This is a genomic window from Methylosinus sporium (genome assembly GCF_003113265.1).
Lineage (GTDB): Bacteria > Pseudomonadota > Alphaproteobacteria > Rhizobiales > Beijerinckiaceae > Methylosinus > Methylosinus sporium.
Window position 1 is genome coordinate 58743 of record NZ_PUIV01000005.1, and the last position, 17710, is coordinate 76452.

At 64.7% G+C, this 17710-nt stretch carries 18 protein-coding genes; 10 read left to right on the forward strand and 8 right to left on the reverse strand.

Going from position 1 to position 17710, the window contains the following annotated elements:
* Positions 1–107: 107 nt before the first annotated feature.
* From C5689_RS05305 to C5689_RS05315, 3 genes are read left to right on the forward strand one after another with little or no spacing between them, the layout of a single operon-like run.
* Positions 108–1907, forward strand: coding sequence for an alpha/beta hydrolase family protein (locus tag C5689_RS05305; RefSeq protein ID WP_108916233.1), 1800 nt, complete (start codon positions 108–110; stop codon positions 1905–1907).
* Positions 1904–2872 (forward strand): glycosyltransferase family 2 protein, encoded by a 969-nt coding sequence (locus C5689_RS05310; RefSeq protein ID WP_108916234.1) that lies wholly within the window; start codon positions 1904–1906, stop codon positions 2870–2872. Before C5689_RS05305 ends, C5689_RS05310 begins: the two co-directional genes overlap by 4 nt.
* Entirely contained in the window at positions 2869–4158 is a 1290-nt protein-coding gene (locus C5689_RS05315; RefSeq protein ID WP_108916235.1) for an O-antigen ligase family protein, read from the forward strand. Before C5689_RS05310 ends, C5689_RS05315 begins: the two co-directional genes overlap by 4 nt.
* A gap of 18 nt (positions 4159–4176) precedes the next feature.
* Here the strand turns inward: C5689_RS05315 and C5689_RS05320 are convergent, their stop codons facing one another.
* Complete coding sequence (locus tag C5689_RS05320) at positions 4177–5499, reverse strand: MFS transporter (protein WP_108916236.1); 1323 nt, start codon at positions 5497–5499, stop codon at positions 4177–4179.
* A gap of 314 nt (positions 5500–5813) precedes the next feature.
* On the opposite strand from C5689_RS05320, the gene C5689_RS05330 reads away from it, so the two are divergent.
* The 7 genes from C5689_RS05330 (at position 5814) to C5689_RS05360 (ending at position 10177) form a co-directional block, all read left to right on the forward strand.
* Positions 5814–6533, forward strand: coding sequence for a response regulator (locus C5689_RS05330; protein ID WP_108916238.1), 720 nt, complete (start codon positions 5814–5816; stop codon positions 6531–6533).
* Positions 6530–7957: an ATP-binding protein gene (locus tag C5689_RS05335; protein ID WP_108916239.1), complete on the forward strand. Its 1428-nt coding sequence runs from the start codon at positions 6530–6532 to the stop codon at positions 7955–7957. The genes C5689_RS05330 and C5689_RS05335 overlap by 4 nt, the downstream gene beginning before the upstream one ends.
* Positions 7958–8096: 139 nt before the next feature.
* Positions 8097–8462 (forward strand): c-type cytochrome, encoded by a 366-nt coding sequence (locus C5689_RS05340; RefSeq protein WP_108916350.1) that lies wholly within the window; start codon positions 8097–8099, stop codon positions 8460–8462.
* A 61-nt stretch (positions 8463–8523) separates the two neighbouring features.
* On the forward strand, positions 8524–8757 hold the full coding sequence (locus tag C5689_RS05345; RefSeq protein ID WP_142864476.1) for a hypothetical protein: 234 nt from the start codon (positions 8524–8526) through the stop codon (positions 8755–8757).
* Between the two features lies 1 nt (position 8758).
* Positions 8759–9097 (forward strand): type II toxin-antitoxin system RelE/ParE family toxin, encoded by a 339-nt coding sequence (locus tag C5689_RS05350; RefSeq protein WP_108916241.1) that lies wholly within the window; start codon positions 8759–8761, stop codon positions 9095–9097.
* Positions 9098–9170: 73 nt separating this feature from the next.
* Positions 9171–9803, forward strand: coding sequence for a 7-carboxy-7-deazaguanine synthase (gene queE / locus C5689_RS05355; RefSeq protein ID WP_108916242.1), 633 nt, complete (start codon positions 9171–9173; stop codon positions 9801–9803).
* Complete coding sequence (locus C5689_RS05360) at positions 9800–10177, forward strand: 6-pyruvoyl trahydropterin synthase family protein (protein ID WP_108916243.1); 378 nt, start codon at positions 9800–9802, stop codon at positions 10175–10177. The genes queE and C5689_RS05360 overlap by 4 nt, the downstream gene beginning before the upstream one ends.
* A gap of 87 nt (positions 10178–10264) precedes the next feature.
* Here the strand turns inward: C5689_RS05360 and mmoC are convergent, their stop codons facing one another.
* The 7 genes from mmoC to C5689_RS05395 all read right to left on the reverse strand — a co-directional run bounded on the left by mmoC (position 10265) and on the right by C5689_RS05395 (position 17644).
* A complete protein-coding gene (gene mmoC / locus C5689_RS05365; protein WP_108916244.1) occupies positions 10265–11296 on the reverse strand; it encodes an aromatic/alkene monooxygenase hydroxylase FAD-binding subunit MmoC in 1032 nt (343 codons plus the stop codon).
* 18 nt (positions 11297–11314) lie between these two features.
* Positions 11315–11650, reverse strand: coding sequence for a soluble methane monooxygenase-binding protein MmoD (mmoD, locus tag C5689_RS05370; protein WP_108916351.1), 336 nt, complete (start codon positions 11648–11650; stop codon positions 11315–11317).
* A gap of 83 nt (positions 11651–11733) precedes the next feature.
* Complete coding sequence (gene mmoZ, locus C5689_RS05375; protein WP_108916245.1) at positions 11734–12243, reverse strand: aromatic/alkene monooxygenase hydroxylase subunit gamma; 510 nt, start codon at positions 12241–12243, stop codon at positions 11734–11736.
* Positions 12244–12268: 25 nt separating this feature from the next.
* The gene (gene mmoB / locus C5689_RS05380; protein WP_108916246.1) at positions 12269–12685 is read right to left on the reverse strand and encodes a methane monooxygenase regulator MmoB; all 417 of its coding nucleotides are present in this window, start codon (positions 12683–12685) and stop codon (positions 12269–12271) included.
* 15 nt (positions 12686–12700) lie between these two features.
* Positions 12701–13888 (reverse strand): aromatic/alkene monooxygenase hydroxylase subunit beta, encoded by a 1188-nt coding sequence (mmoY, locus tag C5689_RS05385; protein ID WP_108916247.1) that lies wholly within the window; start codon positions 13886–13888, stop codon positions 12701–12703.
* Positions 13889–14020: 132 nt separating this feature from the next.
* A complete protein-coding gene (mmoX, locus tag C5689_RS05390; RefSeq protein WP_108916248.1) occupies positions 14021–15601 on the reverse strand; it encodes an aromatic/alkene monooxygenase hydroxylase subunit alpha in 1581 nt (526 codons plus the stop codon).
* Positions 15602–15961: 360 nt separating this feature from the next.
* A complete protein-coding gene (locus C5689_RS05395; protein ID WP_108916249.1) occupies positions 15962–17644 on the reverse strand; it encodes an Hsp60 family chaperonin in 1683 nt (560 codons plus the stop codon).
* Between the last annotated feature and the right edge of the window lie 66 nt (positions 17645–17710).

Below are 17710 nucleotides of genomic sequence, written 5' to 3' on the forward strand. Positions count from 1 at the left end.
GCCTGAGCCGAGGAATAGATCGCCGCGTGCGGACGAAAGCCTTAAGCCGAGCAGGTGTGATTATGCGTGCGGGTGTGATTATGCGTGAAGGTGAGCGAGTCGACGAAATGAATTCTACTCCGGTCGCCATTGGCGAGAGCTTCGGCTGGCTTCATCATGCCGACGGCGACCGCGGCGTCGTGATGTGCGCCTCCATCGGCTATGAGGGGCTCTGCGCGCATCAGTCCTGGCGCGTGCTGGCGGATCGTCTGGCCGCCGCCGGCCTTCCCACTCTGCGCTTCGATTATCCCGGTGAGGGCGATTCGCTCGGCGGTCCCGCCGATCCGGCGATCGTCGACGCCTGGCGCGAGCAAATCCGCGCCGCCGTGCGCTGGATGCGCGAGGCGATCGGCGTGCGCGAGGTCGCGCTCGTCGGCCTGCGTCTCGGCGCGGCGCTCGCGGCCGAGGTCGGCGGCGTCGAACGTCTGGTGCAGATCGCGCCCGTGACGAAGGGCTCGTCCTATCTGCGCGAGCTCAAAATGATGGCGCGCGTGCTGGCGGCCAGCGGGCCGACGCCGGAGGCGAGCATCGCCGCCGCCACCGCCAGCGACGATATTCACCTCGAAGGATTCACGATCACGCAGCCCATGGCCGCGGCGATCAAGCGCATCGATCTTTCGCGGCTCGAGGCCGCGCCGGCCGAGCGTGTGCTCGTGCTGCACGATCCGGCGGCCAGGCCGGCGCCGGAATTCCTCGAGCGTCTCCGATCGCTCGGCGCGCATGTCGAGACGCGGGAGCTCGCCGACTATCGCGCGCTGACTCCGGCGCCCATGCCGCCGCCGCCGCCGCTGGCCGATCTCGACGCCGTCGTCGCCTTCGCCGGCGAGGGCGCCGGCCGGGCGCTGATCTCGCAGCCGCCGCAAGGCGCGCTCGCCACGGAGCATTTCGTCGAGCGGGGCGTCGTGTTCGGCGAGCGTCGACAGCTCGCCGGCGTGCTGTGCCTGCCGCGCGGCAAACCGAAGCTGACCGTGCTGTTGCTCGACACCGGCGCCAATCATCATATCGGCTGCGGCCGCTCCACCGTCGATTTCGCTCGCGCGCTGACGCGTCTCGGCTTCGCCTCGCTGCGCATGGACACGCTCGGCATAGGTGATTCCGCCGTCGTCGAAAATGGGCCGCGCTCCGCTCTCTATGACGCGGCGCGCGCGGAAGACGTCTCGGCCGCGCTGGACTTCCTCGAGATGCGGGGCCTCGAGAATGTGACGCTCTATGGCGTGTGCAGCGGCGCGGCGCTGGCGCTCTACGCCGCCCTCGCAGATACGCGCGTGACGGCTCTGGCGCTCGCCAATCTCCAGGTCTTCGGCAAGATCGAGGGCGAAGATCGCGAGAAGCTGCTCGAAATGGGTTTTGCGGCAACGCATACTTATGTCGCCAAGGCGATGAGCGCCAAAGCCTGGGCGCGCGTCGTCAATGGCGAGGTCGCTTTCGCCAAGCTCCTCGACATCGCATCGGCGCTGCTGCGTCGCAAGGGTTCGGCCTTCGCCGTCGCGCTCGCGCAACGCCTCGGCTTCGCGCATGGCAAGACGCACGAGGCGCGGGCGAACTTCGCGCGATTATCGGCGCGCGGCGTGCGTATCCTCATGCTGCATGGCGACCATGACGTCGGCAGAGAAGAGATGAACGTCTGCTTCGGGCCGGACGCGCGCTTCTTGCGAAATCTTCCCAATGTCGCGGTCGACGTCCTCGACGGCGCCGATCACGCCCTCTCTTCGGCGCTTTCGCGAGAGGCGCTGTTGGAGAAGATGAGTTTTTTTCTCCTGGCGGCCGACCGCGATGCGGATCCCGGCCGCGACGATCGCAGAGCGATGGCGGGCGCTCTGACCATGGCGACATTCGGCGCCTTCACTCTGATGACGAATCTGGAATGACACGAGCCTCTCGACTTCCCCTCGAATCCATCGCCGACGCCGCTCGTTTCGAGGCGGTCGTCTGCATTCCGACCTTCCGCCGTCCCGAAATGCTCCGGACGACGCTGGAGTCGATCGAAGCGCAGGCGACGAATGTCGCCTTCGCCGTCGTCGTCGTGGACAATGACGCAGCCGCGCCGGTCGGCCTCGATGTGGCGCAATCCTTCTTTCGCGAGGGGCGCCTCTCCGGCGTCGCCGCGGTGGAGCCGCGCCAAGGCAATGTCCATGCGATCAACGCGGCCTTTCGCCTCGCGCGGGAGCGCTATCCCGCAGCCGAATATTTCCTGATGATCGACGACGACGAGCGCGCCGAGCCGCGATGGCTGGAGGAGATGGTCGCCAGCGCCCGCCAGGGCGCCGACATCGTCGGCGGCCCGGTGACGCCCATCTTCCCGGAGGAGGCCAAGGCCGCCTTCCGCGATCATCCGGTGTTCTGGCCCGCCTTCGGCGCGACCGGCCCGGTGCCGATCATCTATGGCACCGGCAATTGCCTGATGCGGCGCGAGGTGTTCGACGGCCTCGCAGAGCCCGCGCTCGATCCGAGATTCAATTTTCTCGGCGGCGGCGACACGGAATTCTTCACCCGCTGCCGCCGCGCCGGCTTCACTTTCTTCTGGCGCCAGGAGGCGCAGATCTATGAGCAGGTGACGCCGGGCCGGCTCGCGCTCGGCTGGGTGCTGCGCCGCAGCCTCGCCACTGGCGCGATCAATTACAGCATCGATCGCCTCGCCGCGCGCAGCCTGCGTCAGCGCCTATTGCTCATCGCCAAGAATCTCGCTCTCGGCCCGGTCTCGCTGCAACGCGCGCTGCGCATGTTGCGGGACTCCAAGCATCCGCTCGCCGCCACCCATCCGATCGGCATAGCGATCGGCCGGCTGCTGGCCTCGGTGGGGGCGACGCCGCAACCCTATCGCTATTCCTCATGACGGATATGAGCGCCTCCTCCATGGGGGGACTGGACGAGATCGACGGCCGCGGAATTCTGTTCTGTGTGATTCTGCTCGTCGGCTGGATCACTTTCTCGCCTTTCGCCGATCTCGCTTCGCCGGAGACGCTGGAACTGGCGGAAGGCCGCGATTTTCAGATCTACGCCGCTTTCGGCCTGATGGCGGCGGGGTCCTTCTTCTACATCTGGCGGACCGATCGGCAGGCGCTCGCCGCGCTCGCCACGCCCGCCAATATCGCGCTGGCCGGCTGGATCGGCGTGACGCTCGTCACCTCGCACGAAATCTCCAACTCGCTGAAGCGCGTGGCGATGCTCGGCTGCGTCGGGACCTGCTGCATCTCGCTCTTTCTGCTGCCGCGCGGCCGCGACGATCTCGCCAAGCTGCTCAGCATCGTCGCGCTCATCATCGTCGGCCTCTCCTATTTCGGCCTCGTCTTCCTGCCGCATTACACGATCCATCAGGCGACCGACATAGGCGAGCCGCAGCTCGCCGGCGATTGGCGCGGCGTCTTCGCCCATAAGAATGTCGCCAGCGCCGTCTTCTCCATGCTGACCTTCGTCGGCATTTTCGTGCTGCGCGCTGGCCGCACGGTCGAGGGATGGACGATTTTCATCCTCTCGCTCGTCTTCGTGCTCTGCTCGGGCGGCAAGAGCTCCACCGCCATTTGTCTCACGACGATCGCCCTCTCCCTGCTCGCCGAGCGCACGCGCAATGTCGTCCTGTGGTCGATCATCGTCTTCTCGCCGCTGGCGCTGCTGAATTTTCTCGGCATAGGCGCCATTCTCTTCCCGCAGCTCGGCGCCATCGCCGCGGCGCTGCCGCTCGACGCCACCTTCACCGGCCGCACCGATATTTGGACCTTCGCCATTCCCAAAGCCGCCGAGACGCCGGTCTTCGGACATGGGCTCGGCGGATTCTGGGCCACTGCGGCGCTGCGCTTCGGCGGCGAGGACACGACGATCTGGGCCGGCAACGCCGCCCATGCGCATAACGGATATCTCGACACTGTGCTGGCTATGGGCGTGCCGGGGCTGGCCTTCACCTTCGCGGCGCTGATCGTGCAGCCCGCGCGCGACGTTCGGCGCGTCTGCGCGCGCGGCGACGAGCCGGCGGTGTCTATGCTGTTCCTGCAGATCTGGATGTTCGGCCTTTATCTCAACTCGCTCGAGAGCTTTTTGTTCGAGCGCGCCAATCCGAGCTGGATCGCCATGCTCTTCGCCTTTTTCGGCATTCGCTTTCTCGCCGAGTTCCGGATTCGCGCCTGAGCCGCCGCGGCTCGACGCTCAGCGGATGCGCTCCGCGTCTATGCGCGAGGCCGAGCGCGTCTCCGGCATACGCGAATAGACGATCAGCGAGCAGAAGATCGCAGCGCTGACATAATAATAGAACCAGCTCTCGCGCCCCTCGCTCTTGAACCAGAGCGCGACATATTCGGCCGTGCCGCCGAAGAGGGAGACGGCGATCGCGTAGGGCACGGCCACGCCGGTCACGCGCACCGAGGCGGGGAACAGCTCCGCCTTCACCAGCGCATTGATCGACGTATAGGCGCCGACGATTAGCCAGCCCGCCAGCACCAGCGCGAAGGCCGTCCAAGGATCGCGCGCGGTCTGGATCGCCGTCATCAGCGGCGCGGTGAAGAGCGTCCCGAGCACGCCGAAAGCGATGAGCAGCGGGCGCCGTCCGATGCGATCGGATAGAGCGCCATAGGCCGGCTGCAGCGCCATGGCGAAGACGAGCGCGCCGGCGCTGATCCATGTCGTCTGCGCATCGCTCAGCCCGGCGGAGAGCTTCAGGAACTTCTGAATGTAGGTGGTGTAGACATAGAAGGCGAGCGTGCCGCCCATGGTCAGCCCGACCACGGTCGCCGCCTCGCGCGGATAGGATAAGAGCGCGCGCAAGGAACTGCGCTGCCGCGGCGCGGCCTCGGAAGCGAAAGCCTCCGTCTCCTCGAGATCGCGCCGCATGATCAGCGCGAACAGCGCCAGTCCCGCGCCGATGGCGAAAGGAACGCGCCAGCCATAGGCGCGCAACTCCTCCGGCGTGAAGACGAGATTTTGCAGCACGAGCAGCACGATGAGCGCCGTCAGCTGTCCGCCGATGAGCGTGACATATTGAAAGCTGGAATAGAATCCGCGCCGGCGCGAGGCCGCCATCTCGCAGAGATAGGCGGCGGAGGAGCCATATTCGCCGCCGAGGCTGAGCCCTTGCAGCAGCCGCGCGAAGAGGAGCAGCGCCGGCGCCGCCTCGCCTATGCTCGCATAGTCGGGCGTGGCGGCGACGATGAGCGAGCCGAGGCACATCAAAAGAACGGACAGCGTCAGCGCGCGCCGGCGCCCGAACCGATCGCCGATCTCGCCGAACAGCGCGCCGCCGATCGGCCGCATGAAGAAGCCGAGCGCGAAGACGCCGGCGCCGGACAGCATTTGCGCGACCGGATCGTCGCCCGGAAAGAAAGAATTGGCGAAATAGAGCGAGAAGGCCGAATAGACGTAGAAATCATACCATTCGACGAGATTGCCGAGCGAGCCGATGACGATCGCCTTCAGCCGGCGCGCGGCCTCGGCGAGGCTCTCCTCCTCGAGCGTTTCCTCGCGCGCGTCAGCCAATCCGTCCTCGCCTCTCGCGCCATGTCGCGAGAGGCGAGGCGCGAGAGACTTATGGGCCGGCCCCGTCTTCGACGCAAATCAGCGCGTCGAACCCGCGCGAAGCGCCGCAAAGGCGATCCCGCGTTTCCGCCGTTTTTCCGCTCCGCCGCGCGCCGTTTCACGAGCGAGGACGGCTCGTCCCAAAAATGGCGGAAAAACGCCTTGCTCGCGCCCTCCCTGGATTCGACCTGGAAACGATCGAGACATATTCGCGGGATAGGTCTCGATCCGACGCGACGGACACGCCGCCGCGCGACCCCGCAGGTGCGCTCGACGTGACCAAGACAGACGCAATTCTCCTGGTCGAGGACGATTCCGAAATCGGCGATTTGATTTCTCGCTATTTGCAGACCCATCAGATCGACGTCGCCCTCGTCGCCGATGGGGCGGCGATGGACGCCGCGCTCGCGCGGCGCGAGTTCGATCTCGTGATCCTCGATCTCAATCTGCCGGGCGAGAACGGCCTCTCCATCTGCCGCAGGCTGCGCGCCGACCGCAATCTGCCGATCGTCATCGTCACCGCGCAGGGCGAGGATGTCGATCGCATTCTCGGGCTGGAGATGGGCGCCGACGATTATCTGGTGAAGCCCTTCAATCCGCGCGAATTGCTCGCCCGCATCCGCTCCGTGCTGCGCCGCGCGCGCGCCGCCTTCGCCGGCCGCGACGAGACGAGCTCGCGCTATTATCTCTTCGAAGGCTGGCGCGTGGACATAATGGCGCATCAGGTGACGACTCCCGCCGGCACCAAAGTGGCGCTGACAAGCGCCGAATTCGATCTTCTCTATGCGCTGTGCGAGCGGCCCAATCGCGTGCTGACGCGCGATCAGCTGATCGATCTGACGCATGGACCGACCGCCGGCCCCTTCCAGCGCAGCATAGACGTGCTCATCAGCCGGCTGCGCCAGAAGATGGAGAGCGATCCCAAAAATCCGCGCTATATTCAGACCATTCGCTCGGAGGGCTATTTGTTCACGCCGCAGGTGGTGCGCGCGTGAGACGATTCTGGCGCACGCTGCGGCCCGATCATCTCGCCGGACAGATCGCCATTCTGGTGCTCGCCTCCATCGTGCTGTTCCACCTCTGCGTGATGATCGCGGTGCAATTCGTCCACGCCGAGCGACATGCGCGCGAGGAGCGATCGGATGTCGCTTCTGTCGAGACCGCTTCCGCTCTCGCCTGGGCCCTCGATCTCGCATCCGTCGCCGACCGCGAGCGGCTCATCGCCGCGTTCGACGATCTCGCCCATGGACTGCGGCCGAGCCTCGCCGCCGAGCATCCGCCCGCGGCTCGGGCCGCCCGCGCCGAGCCTTCGCCGACCGCGTTGCGCGGGCGCCTGTGGCCCGGCGCGGAGGTCTTCGGTATCGCGCCCGATGGCCGTCGTCTCGCCATAGCGCTGCACAAAGGCGGCTATCTGACGCTCACGCCGGTTTCGCGCGAAGGGCGACGCGAGGGTTTCGGCGACGGCGGCCCGCGCGTGCCGCCGCCGGAGGAACTGCCGCCGCCGCTGGGTGGTCCGGGGCCGCACGCGCCGCCGATGATGGGCGTCTGGCTCGCCTCCGCGTTCTTCTTCCTCATCTGCGCCGCCATATTGACGTTCTGGACGTCGAGCGCGGTCGTCGCGCCGCTGGTCGAGCTCGCCCACAGGGCGGAGAAATTTCCGAGCGACTCGGGCGAGAGCGAGCCGCTGGTGGAAAAAGGCCCGCAGGAGGTGCGCGATCTCACGCGCTCGCTCAACCGAATGCAGGCGCGCATCTATTCGATGATCGCGGCGCGCTCGCGCGTCCTGGCGGCGATCAGCCATGATCTGCGCACGATCATCACGCGAATGCGGCTGCGCGCCGAATTCATCGACGACGAGGCCTTGCGCGCCAAAATGCTGCATGACGTCGATCTCATGGATTCGATGCTCTACAAGAACCTCCTCTTCCTGCGCGAGGAGCGCTACCGCCACACGCATGAGATCGTCGATCTCGACAGCGTGCTGCAGACGGTCGCCGATCAATTCGCCGATCTCGGCCATGACGTCGCCTATGAGGGCGACGGGCGGCGCATGGTGATCGGCTCGCTCACCGATCTGCAGCGCGTCTTCGCCAATCTCATCGAGAACGCCGTCGCCCATGGGCGCCACATCGTCATATCGGTGGCGCGCGGCGCCGATGAGGGCGTCCAGATCGACGTCTCCGACGATGGTCCGGGCATTCCCGACGCGGAGAAGGACGAGGTCGTCGAGCCCTTCGTGCGCGGCCGGCCGGGGCGCAATCTCAATGAGCACGCCGGCTTCGGCCTCGGCCTCTCCATCGTGCGCGCGCTGGTCGAGGAGGCCGGCGGCTCCCTCCGCCTGCTGGACCGCGAGCCGCATGGGCTGGTAGCCAGGGTGACGCTGCGGCCGGCCGAAAAAGCCGAGGCCGGGGCGGCCTGATCGGCGCCCGCGCCTGCGCTGTCTGGTCGCGGCCCCTCGGCGCGACCCGCGATTCTCGGCGGCGCGGATTCGTGGTCTCATGGTTCTTCTGCGAGTCGGGCGCGCCGCCCGGCACGCCGAAACCGAGGAGGAGCCCCGCATGAAACTCTCGCGCCGCCTCTTTGCGCCGCTGGCCCTGGCCGCGGGCTTTTGCGCGCCGGCCGCCGCCGGCGACGCCGCCCATGGCAAGCGCATCGCCGAGCGCTGGTGCTCCGCCTGCCATGTGGTGACGAGCGCCCAGAAGACGGCCAACGCCGACGCCCCCTCCTTCGCCGACGTCGCCCAGCGCCGGACAGACGCGAAGGCTCTGGCCAATTTCCTCGTCGATCCGCATCCCAAAATGCCGGACATGCATCTGTCGCGGCGGGAGATCGACGATATCGTCTCCTATATCCGCAGCCTCGATCCGCGCCCGCGCGAGCCGGAGCAGGGCATTGACCGCTATGAACGGCCGAAAAACGGGTGAAGCGACAGAGGGCGCCTTCCATGATAGGCTCATGCCCCATGATCCTCGGCCGGAGCCGCTCATGAAGGTCGAACTGACCCCCGACGCCGCCCAATGGGTGGAAGCCGCGCTGGCGGCCGGCCGCTTCGCGAGCGCGGAAGAGGCGATCCGCTACGCCGTCGATCGCATCAAGCTATCCGAGCTGCGCGCCGAATTGGCCGCGGCCGAGGCGGAAGGCGGAGCGTTCGGCGGCGACGAGGTGAAGCGCTTCGCGCGCGATCGTCTCGCCGCCGAGGAGCGGACGTCAGACCACTGACGTGACCCGGCTCGTCTATCGTGCTGCGGCTCGCCGCGCCCTGGCGGAAATCGCCGCCCATATCGCCCGCGAGAGCGGCAGTCGCTCCGTGGCGGAAAACTTCGTCGATAGGCTCGTCGCTTATTGTGAGAAGCTCGCATCCCTGCCGGGCCTACTCGGCCGGCCGAGGCCGGAGCTCGGCCGAGACTATCGCAGCATTCCCTTCGGAAATTATGTGATACTGCTGCGTTATGCGGATCAGGACGGCCCGCGCAGCCACCTATATGTCGTCCATATCATTCACGGCGCTCGCGACATCGAAGCTCTCCCTGAGCCATTCGACCGAGATCCCGAGGCTTGAAAAATTTCGCCCCGCTGGACCCCCGCCGCGCGAGGCACTAATCAGTCCCGATCGCTCCACGGGACCTGAAACCATGGCCTATGCGGTCAAGGAAGCCTTCAAGACGCTGCAGGGGGAGGGCCGCCATTCCGGGCGGGCCGCCGTCTTCTGCCGTTTCGCCGGCTGCAATCTGTGGAGCGGCCGCGAGGCCGACCGGGACGCCGCCGACTGCCGTTTCTGCGACACGGATTTCGTCGGCGTCGACGGCGAAAGCGGCGGCAAATTCGCCGAGGCTCCCGCTCTCGCCGCGCATTTGGCGCGTCTCTGGGGCGAAAACCGCGAGCGGCGTTTCGTCGTCTTGACCGGCGGGGAGCCCCTGTTGCAAATCGACGCCGCGCTGCTCGATGCGCTCCATGCCGAGGGTTTCGAGATCGCGGTCGAGACCAATGGGACGATTCCCGTCCCGCCTGCGGTAGACTGGATCTGCGTCAGCCCCAAGGCGGGCGCGCCGCTGGTCCAGACCAGGGGCGACGAGCTCAAGCTCGTCTATCCGCAAAAAGGCGCGGAGCCGGAGCTGTTCGAGGGGCTCGCCTTCGACCATTTCCTGCTCCAGGCCATGGACGGGCCGGACATATTGCGCAATACGAAAGCGGCGATCGACTATTGCCTCGCGCATCCGCGCTGGCGGTTCTCGCATCAGACGCACAAGGCTATCGGGGTGAAATGACGGTTCTGTTCGAAGTCTATCGGGAGTTCTGCTTCGAGGCGGCGCACGCCCTCTACGACCCGGATCACCCGACCGGCGGGAAATACCGCAATCTGCACGGGCATTCTTTCCGCGTGCGGGTGACTTTGCGCGGCCCGCGCCAGGACGGCGACGAATGGGTCATGGACCTCGGCAAGCTCGGCGCGCGGCTGCAGCAGCTGCGCGAGCGGCTGGACCATTCCTTCCTCAACGAGCTGGAAGACCTCGGCAAGCCGACGCTCGAAAATCTCTGCGTCTATATTTGGAAGGACCTCGAGCCCTCGCTGCCGGCGATCCACGAGGTCGGCATTTTCCGCGACACTTGCAACGAAGGCTGCGTGCTGAAAAAGCCATGAAAAAAGCCTGCCCGAGTCGCCTCGGGCAGGAAGTCGGGAGCCCCCGCTCGGGAGCGCGACCGAGCGAAGAAGGAAAAGGGCTCGGGCTCAGCCGCTCGCCAGGAATTTCTCGAGATAGACCTGCTCCTTGGGAACGCCGGCCGTCGCTGCGGCGTCGAAGGCGGCCTCGATCATGCCGGGCGGACCGCAAAGGTAGATGTCCGGCGCGCCGCGCAGCTTCTCGAGCTCGGCGCGCATGAGATCGATGACCGTTCCCTTGGCGACGCCATTCGCCTCCGTCGCATTGACGACCGCCACCTGCACATCGAGGCTCGGCATGGCCTTCTGCAGCGCCCTCAGCTCCTCGACATAGAAGAGCTCCTCATAATTGGTGACGCCGAAGAACAAGGTCGCCGGTTGCGGATCGGCTTCCTTTTTCAATTGCCGAATCATCGACAGAACGGGTGAGAGGCCCGTGCCGCCGGCGACGAAGAAGCGCGGCCGCTCGCTCTTGTGCAGAAAGAAGGAGCCGGCCGGCCCGCGCAGCGCGACGCGCTGGCCGACGCTCGCCTGCGTGCGCAGATAATTGGAGAAAGCGCCGTCCGGCAGCAGGCGGATGAAGAATTCGAGCCGACCATCCTCCGCGACCGAGGCCATGGAATAGGAGCGGCGCGTATGCGTGCCGGGAATTTCGATGTCGACGAATTGCCCGGGAGCGAAGTTCAACGAGATGGGCGCTGCGCCATCTGCGGTGAGGGGCTGCAGCAGGAGCCGCACGACATTGGACGACACGCGATCGCATTCGACGATCTCGGCGAGCCAATTGGTCTGGATCGCCTCGAAGGAGATGCGATCATAGGTGTAGGGCACGATGAGATGAAGGTCGCTGCGCGGAAAGGTGCGGCACAGCAGAACCTTTCCGTCCTCCTCCTCGTCCGGCGGCAGAGCCTGAACCTTGACGTCGATGAGCTCGTATTCGCCATCCGTGCAATCGGCCTTGCAGGTCGCGCAGCCGCCGGCGCGGCAGGAGGCGAGCAGAATGACGCTCTGACGAAGCCCCGCGGAAATGACGTCCTCGCTCGGTCCGCATTCGAACGAACAGGTTTCTCCGTCCTCAGTTTCGATGACGATCTGGTACATACGTCTTTCGCCCTGTCTCTACTCTGGCTGAGCCAGCTCGTTCTTCGTCGAATCGTTCTGCTCATTGACGGGGATCGGCGTGCCGAGCGATTGCAGGAGCCGCTTGATCTCCGCGCTATTGTCGCCGGGCCGCTGCGCGGCCTCGTCCTGCCGCTTGAAGTGGCTCAGCACATGAGCGACCGCCTTGCGCGACGAATCGAAGGACAGCGAGCAACCTTCCTGGACGAATTCGCCGTCACGCAGGATTTCCCAACGCCACATATAGTCGAGGTCGACCGTAAAGGCCTCGTAGCGCGCATCCGAATGAATCAGAATGCGCGACGCTTCGGTCGTCGGTTCCGCAGAATGCGCCATCGCATCCTCTCCTTTCGAGGAAATGACCTTCGGGCGGCGCACACGCCGCCCGAACGCATGGATCATTGTCGAAAGCGAAGCGATCAGGCCTGCAGATGCAGGACCTTGACGCCGCGCTCCTTGCGCAGACCCTCGAGAGGCGTGGCGTAATAATCGGTGTTGCGCAGCTCCATCAGAATGGTGCCCAGCGCCGCATCGGTGCGCAGGAACACATTCACCGGCAGGACCGGCGGCTTGTAGAGCTGACGGAACTCGATATGGATGCGCTCCGCCGCATATTTGCTCTCGGCGGCCTTCATCTTGGCGATCCAGGCGGCTTCCACCGCGGCGGCGTCCTCGCCGGTCGTCGCCTTGGTGACGAGATCCGCGACGGAGAGCTTCTCGGTCTTGAGCACCGAGAGACGCTCTTCGATCTTGCGCTCGATATATTGATAATCGACGTCGAGATCGTAGCTCTTGCGGAAGGGCGAGGAATAGGCGACGCGGAAGTCCTGAATGAACTTGGTCGCCTGGTCCACACTGTTCAGCTTGGCGATCTTTCCTTCCCACTCGGTGCGAGTGGAGTTCTCGTGGATCGGTTCTCTCTTCGCCATTGTGGCAATCCTTATCGTCGACCGATCAAATATCGGTCAGGGCGCGATCGAGGCCCATGAGTTCCGAGGTGATGGTGAATTTCGTGCCGAGCGTGTAGGCGCGGCCGACGGTCGACGACACATTCACGAGAAGGTCGTAGACCGAGAACGGCTTGCCGAGCAGATCGGAGGCTTCGGCGGCGTCGATCTCGATCGCGCCATCGGCCTTGATCCACCAGAATCCCGCCTTGTCCTCGACGACGATCGACGGATTCTTCGCCTTGCCGCCCTTGAGCACCATGTCCTCGATGATCGCGTCGATCTCGTCGCTCTTCATCAGGACCAGAACCACGGCGTTGGACTCGTGGACGACCTGGTTCTCCTCGGCGAAGAACTCGTCCGCGAAGGCCTTGCCGGTCTTCTGCATGATGCCGGCGTTGTAAGCGTTATGCGCGCTAGACATAGGAGCGTTTCCTTTTCAGTTCTTGAAGCCGGCGAGAACGGCGTCGACCTTCTGGTCCACGTCGATGTTGAAGCCGATCTTGTCGGCGTAATCGACTTTCCAATCGCCGAAGACGCGCTGCAGCGCTTCCGAGACGCCGGCGCGATCAGTCGCGCCCGCGACCTTCTCGACCTTGGCGTAGATGCCGACGAAATCCTTCAGCGCCGTGACCGAACGCGCGAGATAATGCTCAGTCCAGGCGTTGAGGAAGGTGCGGTTGTGCGCGCCGAATTCCGGATCATTGGCGAGGCAATAGACGAAGAGATCTTCGATCGCGCCGCGCGTGGTCTGGAAATAGGTCTGCGACTGCGCCGTGAAGAAGGGCGTCAGCGTGTCGCCATAGACGGTGGCGAGGCGCTGGAAGAACTCGCGACGGGCGAATTGGCCGAAGGTCGCGTCATAGACGGCGTGACCCGCCCAGAGGATCTCGTTCCAATCCTGAATGCCCTGCCAGATTTCTTCCACCGCGCCGCGCGCGCCAGCGTAGATCGGATCGGTGGTCCAGATCTTCTTCGGCACGTCCGTCGAAGCGTCGAAGCCCGGCACGAGCTTGGCGATGAACAGACGCTCCATCTGGATCATCTGCGCATTGTCGACCTTGTCGAGACCGGCGAAGGTCGCCGACTGACGGATCGTGTCCGACAGGCAGTCGCGGCCGACCGACGAATGGGCGTTGAACAGGCCATATTCGTTGTACAGCAGCGCGCCGTAATATTTGTTGAGGATCTCGTCGCGCCAATAGGCGTCGATGGTGCGGATCGAGCCCTCGGAAGAATAGGCGGCGAGGAAGCGCTGCGTGTAGCGCGCCTCTTCCGACTTGTCCTTCACATAGGGAGCGTGCCAGCGACGGGCCGGATCGCGATGGCGATACCAGTCGGTCGTGCGCAGCTCGGTGCTCTCATTGCCCCAGGACGGACGGCCGCCGTGGAACTTCTGAGTCCAATCGCCCCAATCGAGGCCGCCGGCGATCCAGTCGGGATTGGGCTGCGCATAGCAGGACAGCTGCTCATATTCCGACAGGCGCTTCCAGCGTGGCTGGATGAAATAATGATATTTGCGCTGCGTGTCGAGCGCGTGATCCGGAACCGCGGCGGCGATGATCGCCGCCCGTTCCGGATCGGTGAGACCTCGCTTCGTAACCTGAGAGCTCTGAGGCTGTGACATTTCAGACGTCCTCCACTAGGGATTTTTCGTGCTTCGTGCTTGTCGACGGGCGCATGTCGTCCGCCGAGAACCCGGCGCGCGCGAAACGCGCCGGGAACCCGTTGCAATTCGACGCGAAGCGCCGAATGAAGATCAGAATTTGGCGAGCGGATTGGGGAAGACGCAGCCCGCGCGCTTGATGTCCTCGAGCGTCCAGAGATTGTCGCCGCGCACGTGAGGCTGGGCGATCAGCGTCTTGCCGTCGGAGCGAACGCCATGGCCCTCGGCGATCACTTCGGACAGTTCGCGTCCCTCATACTGCTCGAAGAGATTGTGGCACTCGTAGCGCTCCGGCTCCGACAGCCACATACGCTCACCCCAATCATCCGTGAGCGAATGCTTCTTGCCGTTGAACTCGTGCACGCGCAGCGAGCCGGAGCCCTTGGCGAGAGACGGGATGAACGGCACTTGCGAGACGCGGTCGATATAGACGTCGTGACCGTTGGCAAGCAGCCAGGCGTAGGGGATGAACCCGCTCTTGGGATCCTCATAGCCGAGCTTCTTCCACTCATTGTAGATCTTGCCGTAGTGATCGGCCCAGCCCGGGTAGTTCGCCTCGAACCACTCCTGATCCTCCTCGTCCGGCAGAGCCAGACGCGCGAAGCCGAGCGGCCACAGCGCATAGGCGGCGAGGGCGAGATCGTGATGGGCCCAATAGGCGTCCGTCTTGGCGTCGCGCAGCGAGCGGGGGCTCTCCACGCCATATTTGCCGAGGCGACCGATCCAGATTCCACCCCAATCCTCGTAGACCCAGCGGTTCCAGGTCTTCACCCACGGCTCGACCTTGAACTTCGAGCCATACTCGAACAGATAGCCGAGGGCCGGCGTGAAATACTTCTGCTGCGTCCAGAAGGCGTTGTTGAGATCGGTGTTGAGATATTTGGCCGCCGCCGGATCATTGGCGATGGACACCACCGTCTGATAGCCGTTCGCCATATGCCGCAGCTCGTCGGTCTCCACCGACAGGAACACCGTCGGCGTGATCTCGTCGCCATTGGCCGAAGCCCATTCGGTGACGGCGACGATCAGCGGATTGGTGAAGCAGGCTTCGCCGACCAGCTGCAGATTGACCGAGCATTCCACGGCGTCGCCGGAGATGAAGCCGTCGGCGAAGACGCGCTTCATGCCCTTCCACAGCGGGCCGATCGCGCGGGTGCGACGGGCGTCATTGTGGCCGGCCGGATCGTGATAATGCTTGGAGTAATAGTGGTTGATGAAGGCGCACTGATGCGTGTGACGAATTTCGTCGAGCACCTGAGCGAGATAGCCGTTCTTCTGCTCGGCCGCGGTGGCGCTGTCCCACAGCATGGCCGAAGCGGCGATGGCGTTATACTCGCCGACCTCGAGGAAGTTCGAGATCACTTTCATGGTCTCGCCCCAGCGGGGATGCACCTTGTTGCCGGCGCCGAGACGGGTCAGACCATCGAGCAGAGTGCCGAACTGGCGCTCGTCCTTGGCCGCCTCCATGCGGGCGTATTCCTTGGCGATGACCTTGAACTGCTCCTTGGTCTGGTTCGCCATGTGATATTTGGTGGCGTATTTGGTGCGGTTTTCCTTGAAGTCCCAGTTGAAGCTCTGCAGCCACTTGTGGACCTCCTGCGGCTCGACGCCGACCGGAGCGCGGTTGACCTTCAGAGCATCGGTCGCCGCTTTTGTCGCGAGACTGATTGCCATGCTTCTTCCTCCTCACAGACTTTTTGTTTCTCGGATCGACGACTTCGTCTGCAGTCGCAGATCCGAACGTGAGCGCCGCTTTCCAAACTTTCGAAATGGAAACTTCGATGTCGTCTGCAATTCATCTATTGCGGAAGCGACGACGCTTATTGTTATGGCAAGCCTCGTGCCACTGATGGTGATTTTGCGGAATCATAGAGTTTGCAAGGGATTCGCAACGATCGTGAAAGAGATACGACGTGAGCGCGGGAATATTCGAAGGCGGCGCTCGATACAGTTGTCAAATAAGCATACGCACGAATTTCATCGACTGTTTCGATCGCCGCGATCCATGCATGGTCGCGGCGATCGAGGGCCTGATCAGGCGCGTGGATCTTCGCGCGTTTCGGCGGCGCGGCGCGCATCGAATCCGAATGTCGGATCGCTCGGTGGAATATGCGTCACCGCGCATTCCACCGTCATCAGCGAGGAGGCCGTCGCGACCGCGTTGCGCAATGCGAGACGCGTGACGCGCACGGGATCGATGACGCCGGCGGCGAAGAGATCGCCGCAAGCGCCGCTGCGCATATCCATTCCCCAGAAATCGTCATTCGATCGCCGCAGCTCGAACAAAAATTCATCGGCGTCGACGCCGGCGTTGGCGGCGATGCGCCGTATCGGCTCGTCGAGCGCGGCGCGCACGATGGCGACGCCATGGTCCTGATCGAGATTGTCGCCGCGCAGCTCTGCGAGAGCGGCGCGCGCGCGATAGAGTCCGACGCCGCCGCCGGCGACTACGCCGTCATTCTGCGCTGAGCGGGCGGAATTGAGCGCATTCTCGATTCTCTGCATACGCTCCTTGATGACGATGTCCGACAAGCCGCCGGCGCGGATCGTCGCCATTCTGCCGGACAGGGCTTTTATGCGCGTCTGCAGATTTTGGAGCTCGTGGCGCTTGCCGCTCGGCGAGCCTTTGGAGCCGTCGCCTTCGACGATCCAATCGGCCTGACGTTTCGCCGAAGCGAGGCGATCGGCGATGACGGCGGCGTCGCCTTCGCCGCCGATGACCAGCGTATCGTCCTCGCGCACGACGACGCGTCGCGCGCGGCCGAGATGCTCGATCGTGACATTGGAAATATCTTCGCCGAACGCCTCCATGATCGCGCGGCCGCCGGTGAGCGCGGCGAGATCGAGAAGATATTCGTAGCGACTGTCGCCATAGCCCGGCCCCTTCACGGCGATGGAGCAGAGATTCTTGCGAATGTGATTGAGCAAGAGTCCGGGAAGCGCTTCCTCCGCTATGTTTTCCGCGACGACGAGCAGGCTGCCGCCGCGACGCCGCACGAGCTCGAGCGCTGGCACCAGCTCGGAAAATTCATTGATGACGCGATCGTAGATGAGAATATAGGGATTCTCGAGCTCGGCGATTTTGCGCGCGCTGTCGGTCATGAAATAGGGCGAGCGATAGCCCTGTTCCCAATGCATTCCTTCGACGGATTCGATCTCGTCGGTCACGCCATTGCCGAGCTCGACATCGACGACGCCGCCGTCGCCGGCGATCTCCAGCGCTTCCGCGACGATCTCGCCTATGCCTTCATCGCCGCCGGCCGCGAGAGTCGCGACATGAGCGAGCGAGCGCCGATCGTCGCAACGACGCGAACGGCGCAAAAGGTCGGCCTCGACCGCGCGCGCGGCGCGCTCCATGCCGAGCGAGACGTCGCGCGGATTCATGCCGGCGGCGAGCGCTTTTCGCGTTTCCGCGGCGACGCGGTGCGTCAGCACGACAGAGGTCGTCGAGCCGTCGCCCGCTTCTTTGGCGACCGTCGTCGCCATTTGGCGCACCAGCGTTATGCCGACGCTCTCCATGCGTCCGGCGGCTTCGACCGCCTGCGCTACTGTGGCGCCGTCCTTCGTCGCGACCGGCGGCAAGCCGGAGGCGCGATGCTCGATGACGACATTGCGGCCGCATGGCCCGAGCGTCACGCCGACGGCGTTTGCGAGAACGTCGACTCCATCGAGCAGCTTTTTGCGAACGGGGTCGCCGAAGCGAATATTCCTGGCCACGACACTAATCCTCCACTGATGCGCGGCGCCGCCGCGGCGTCGCGCGCGTTTCCTTCGTTTTTTCGT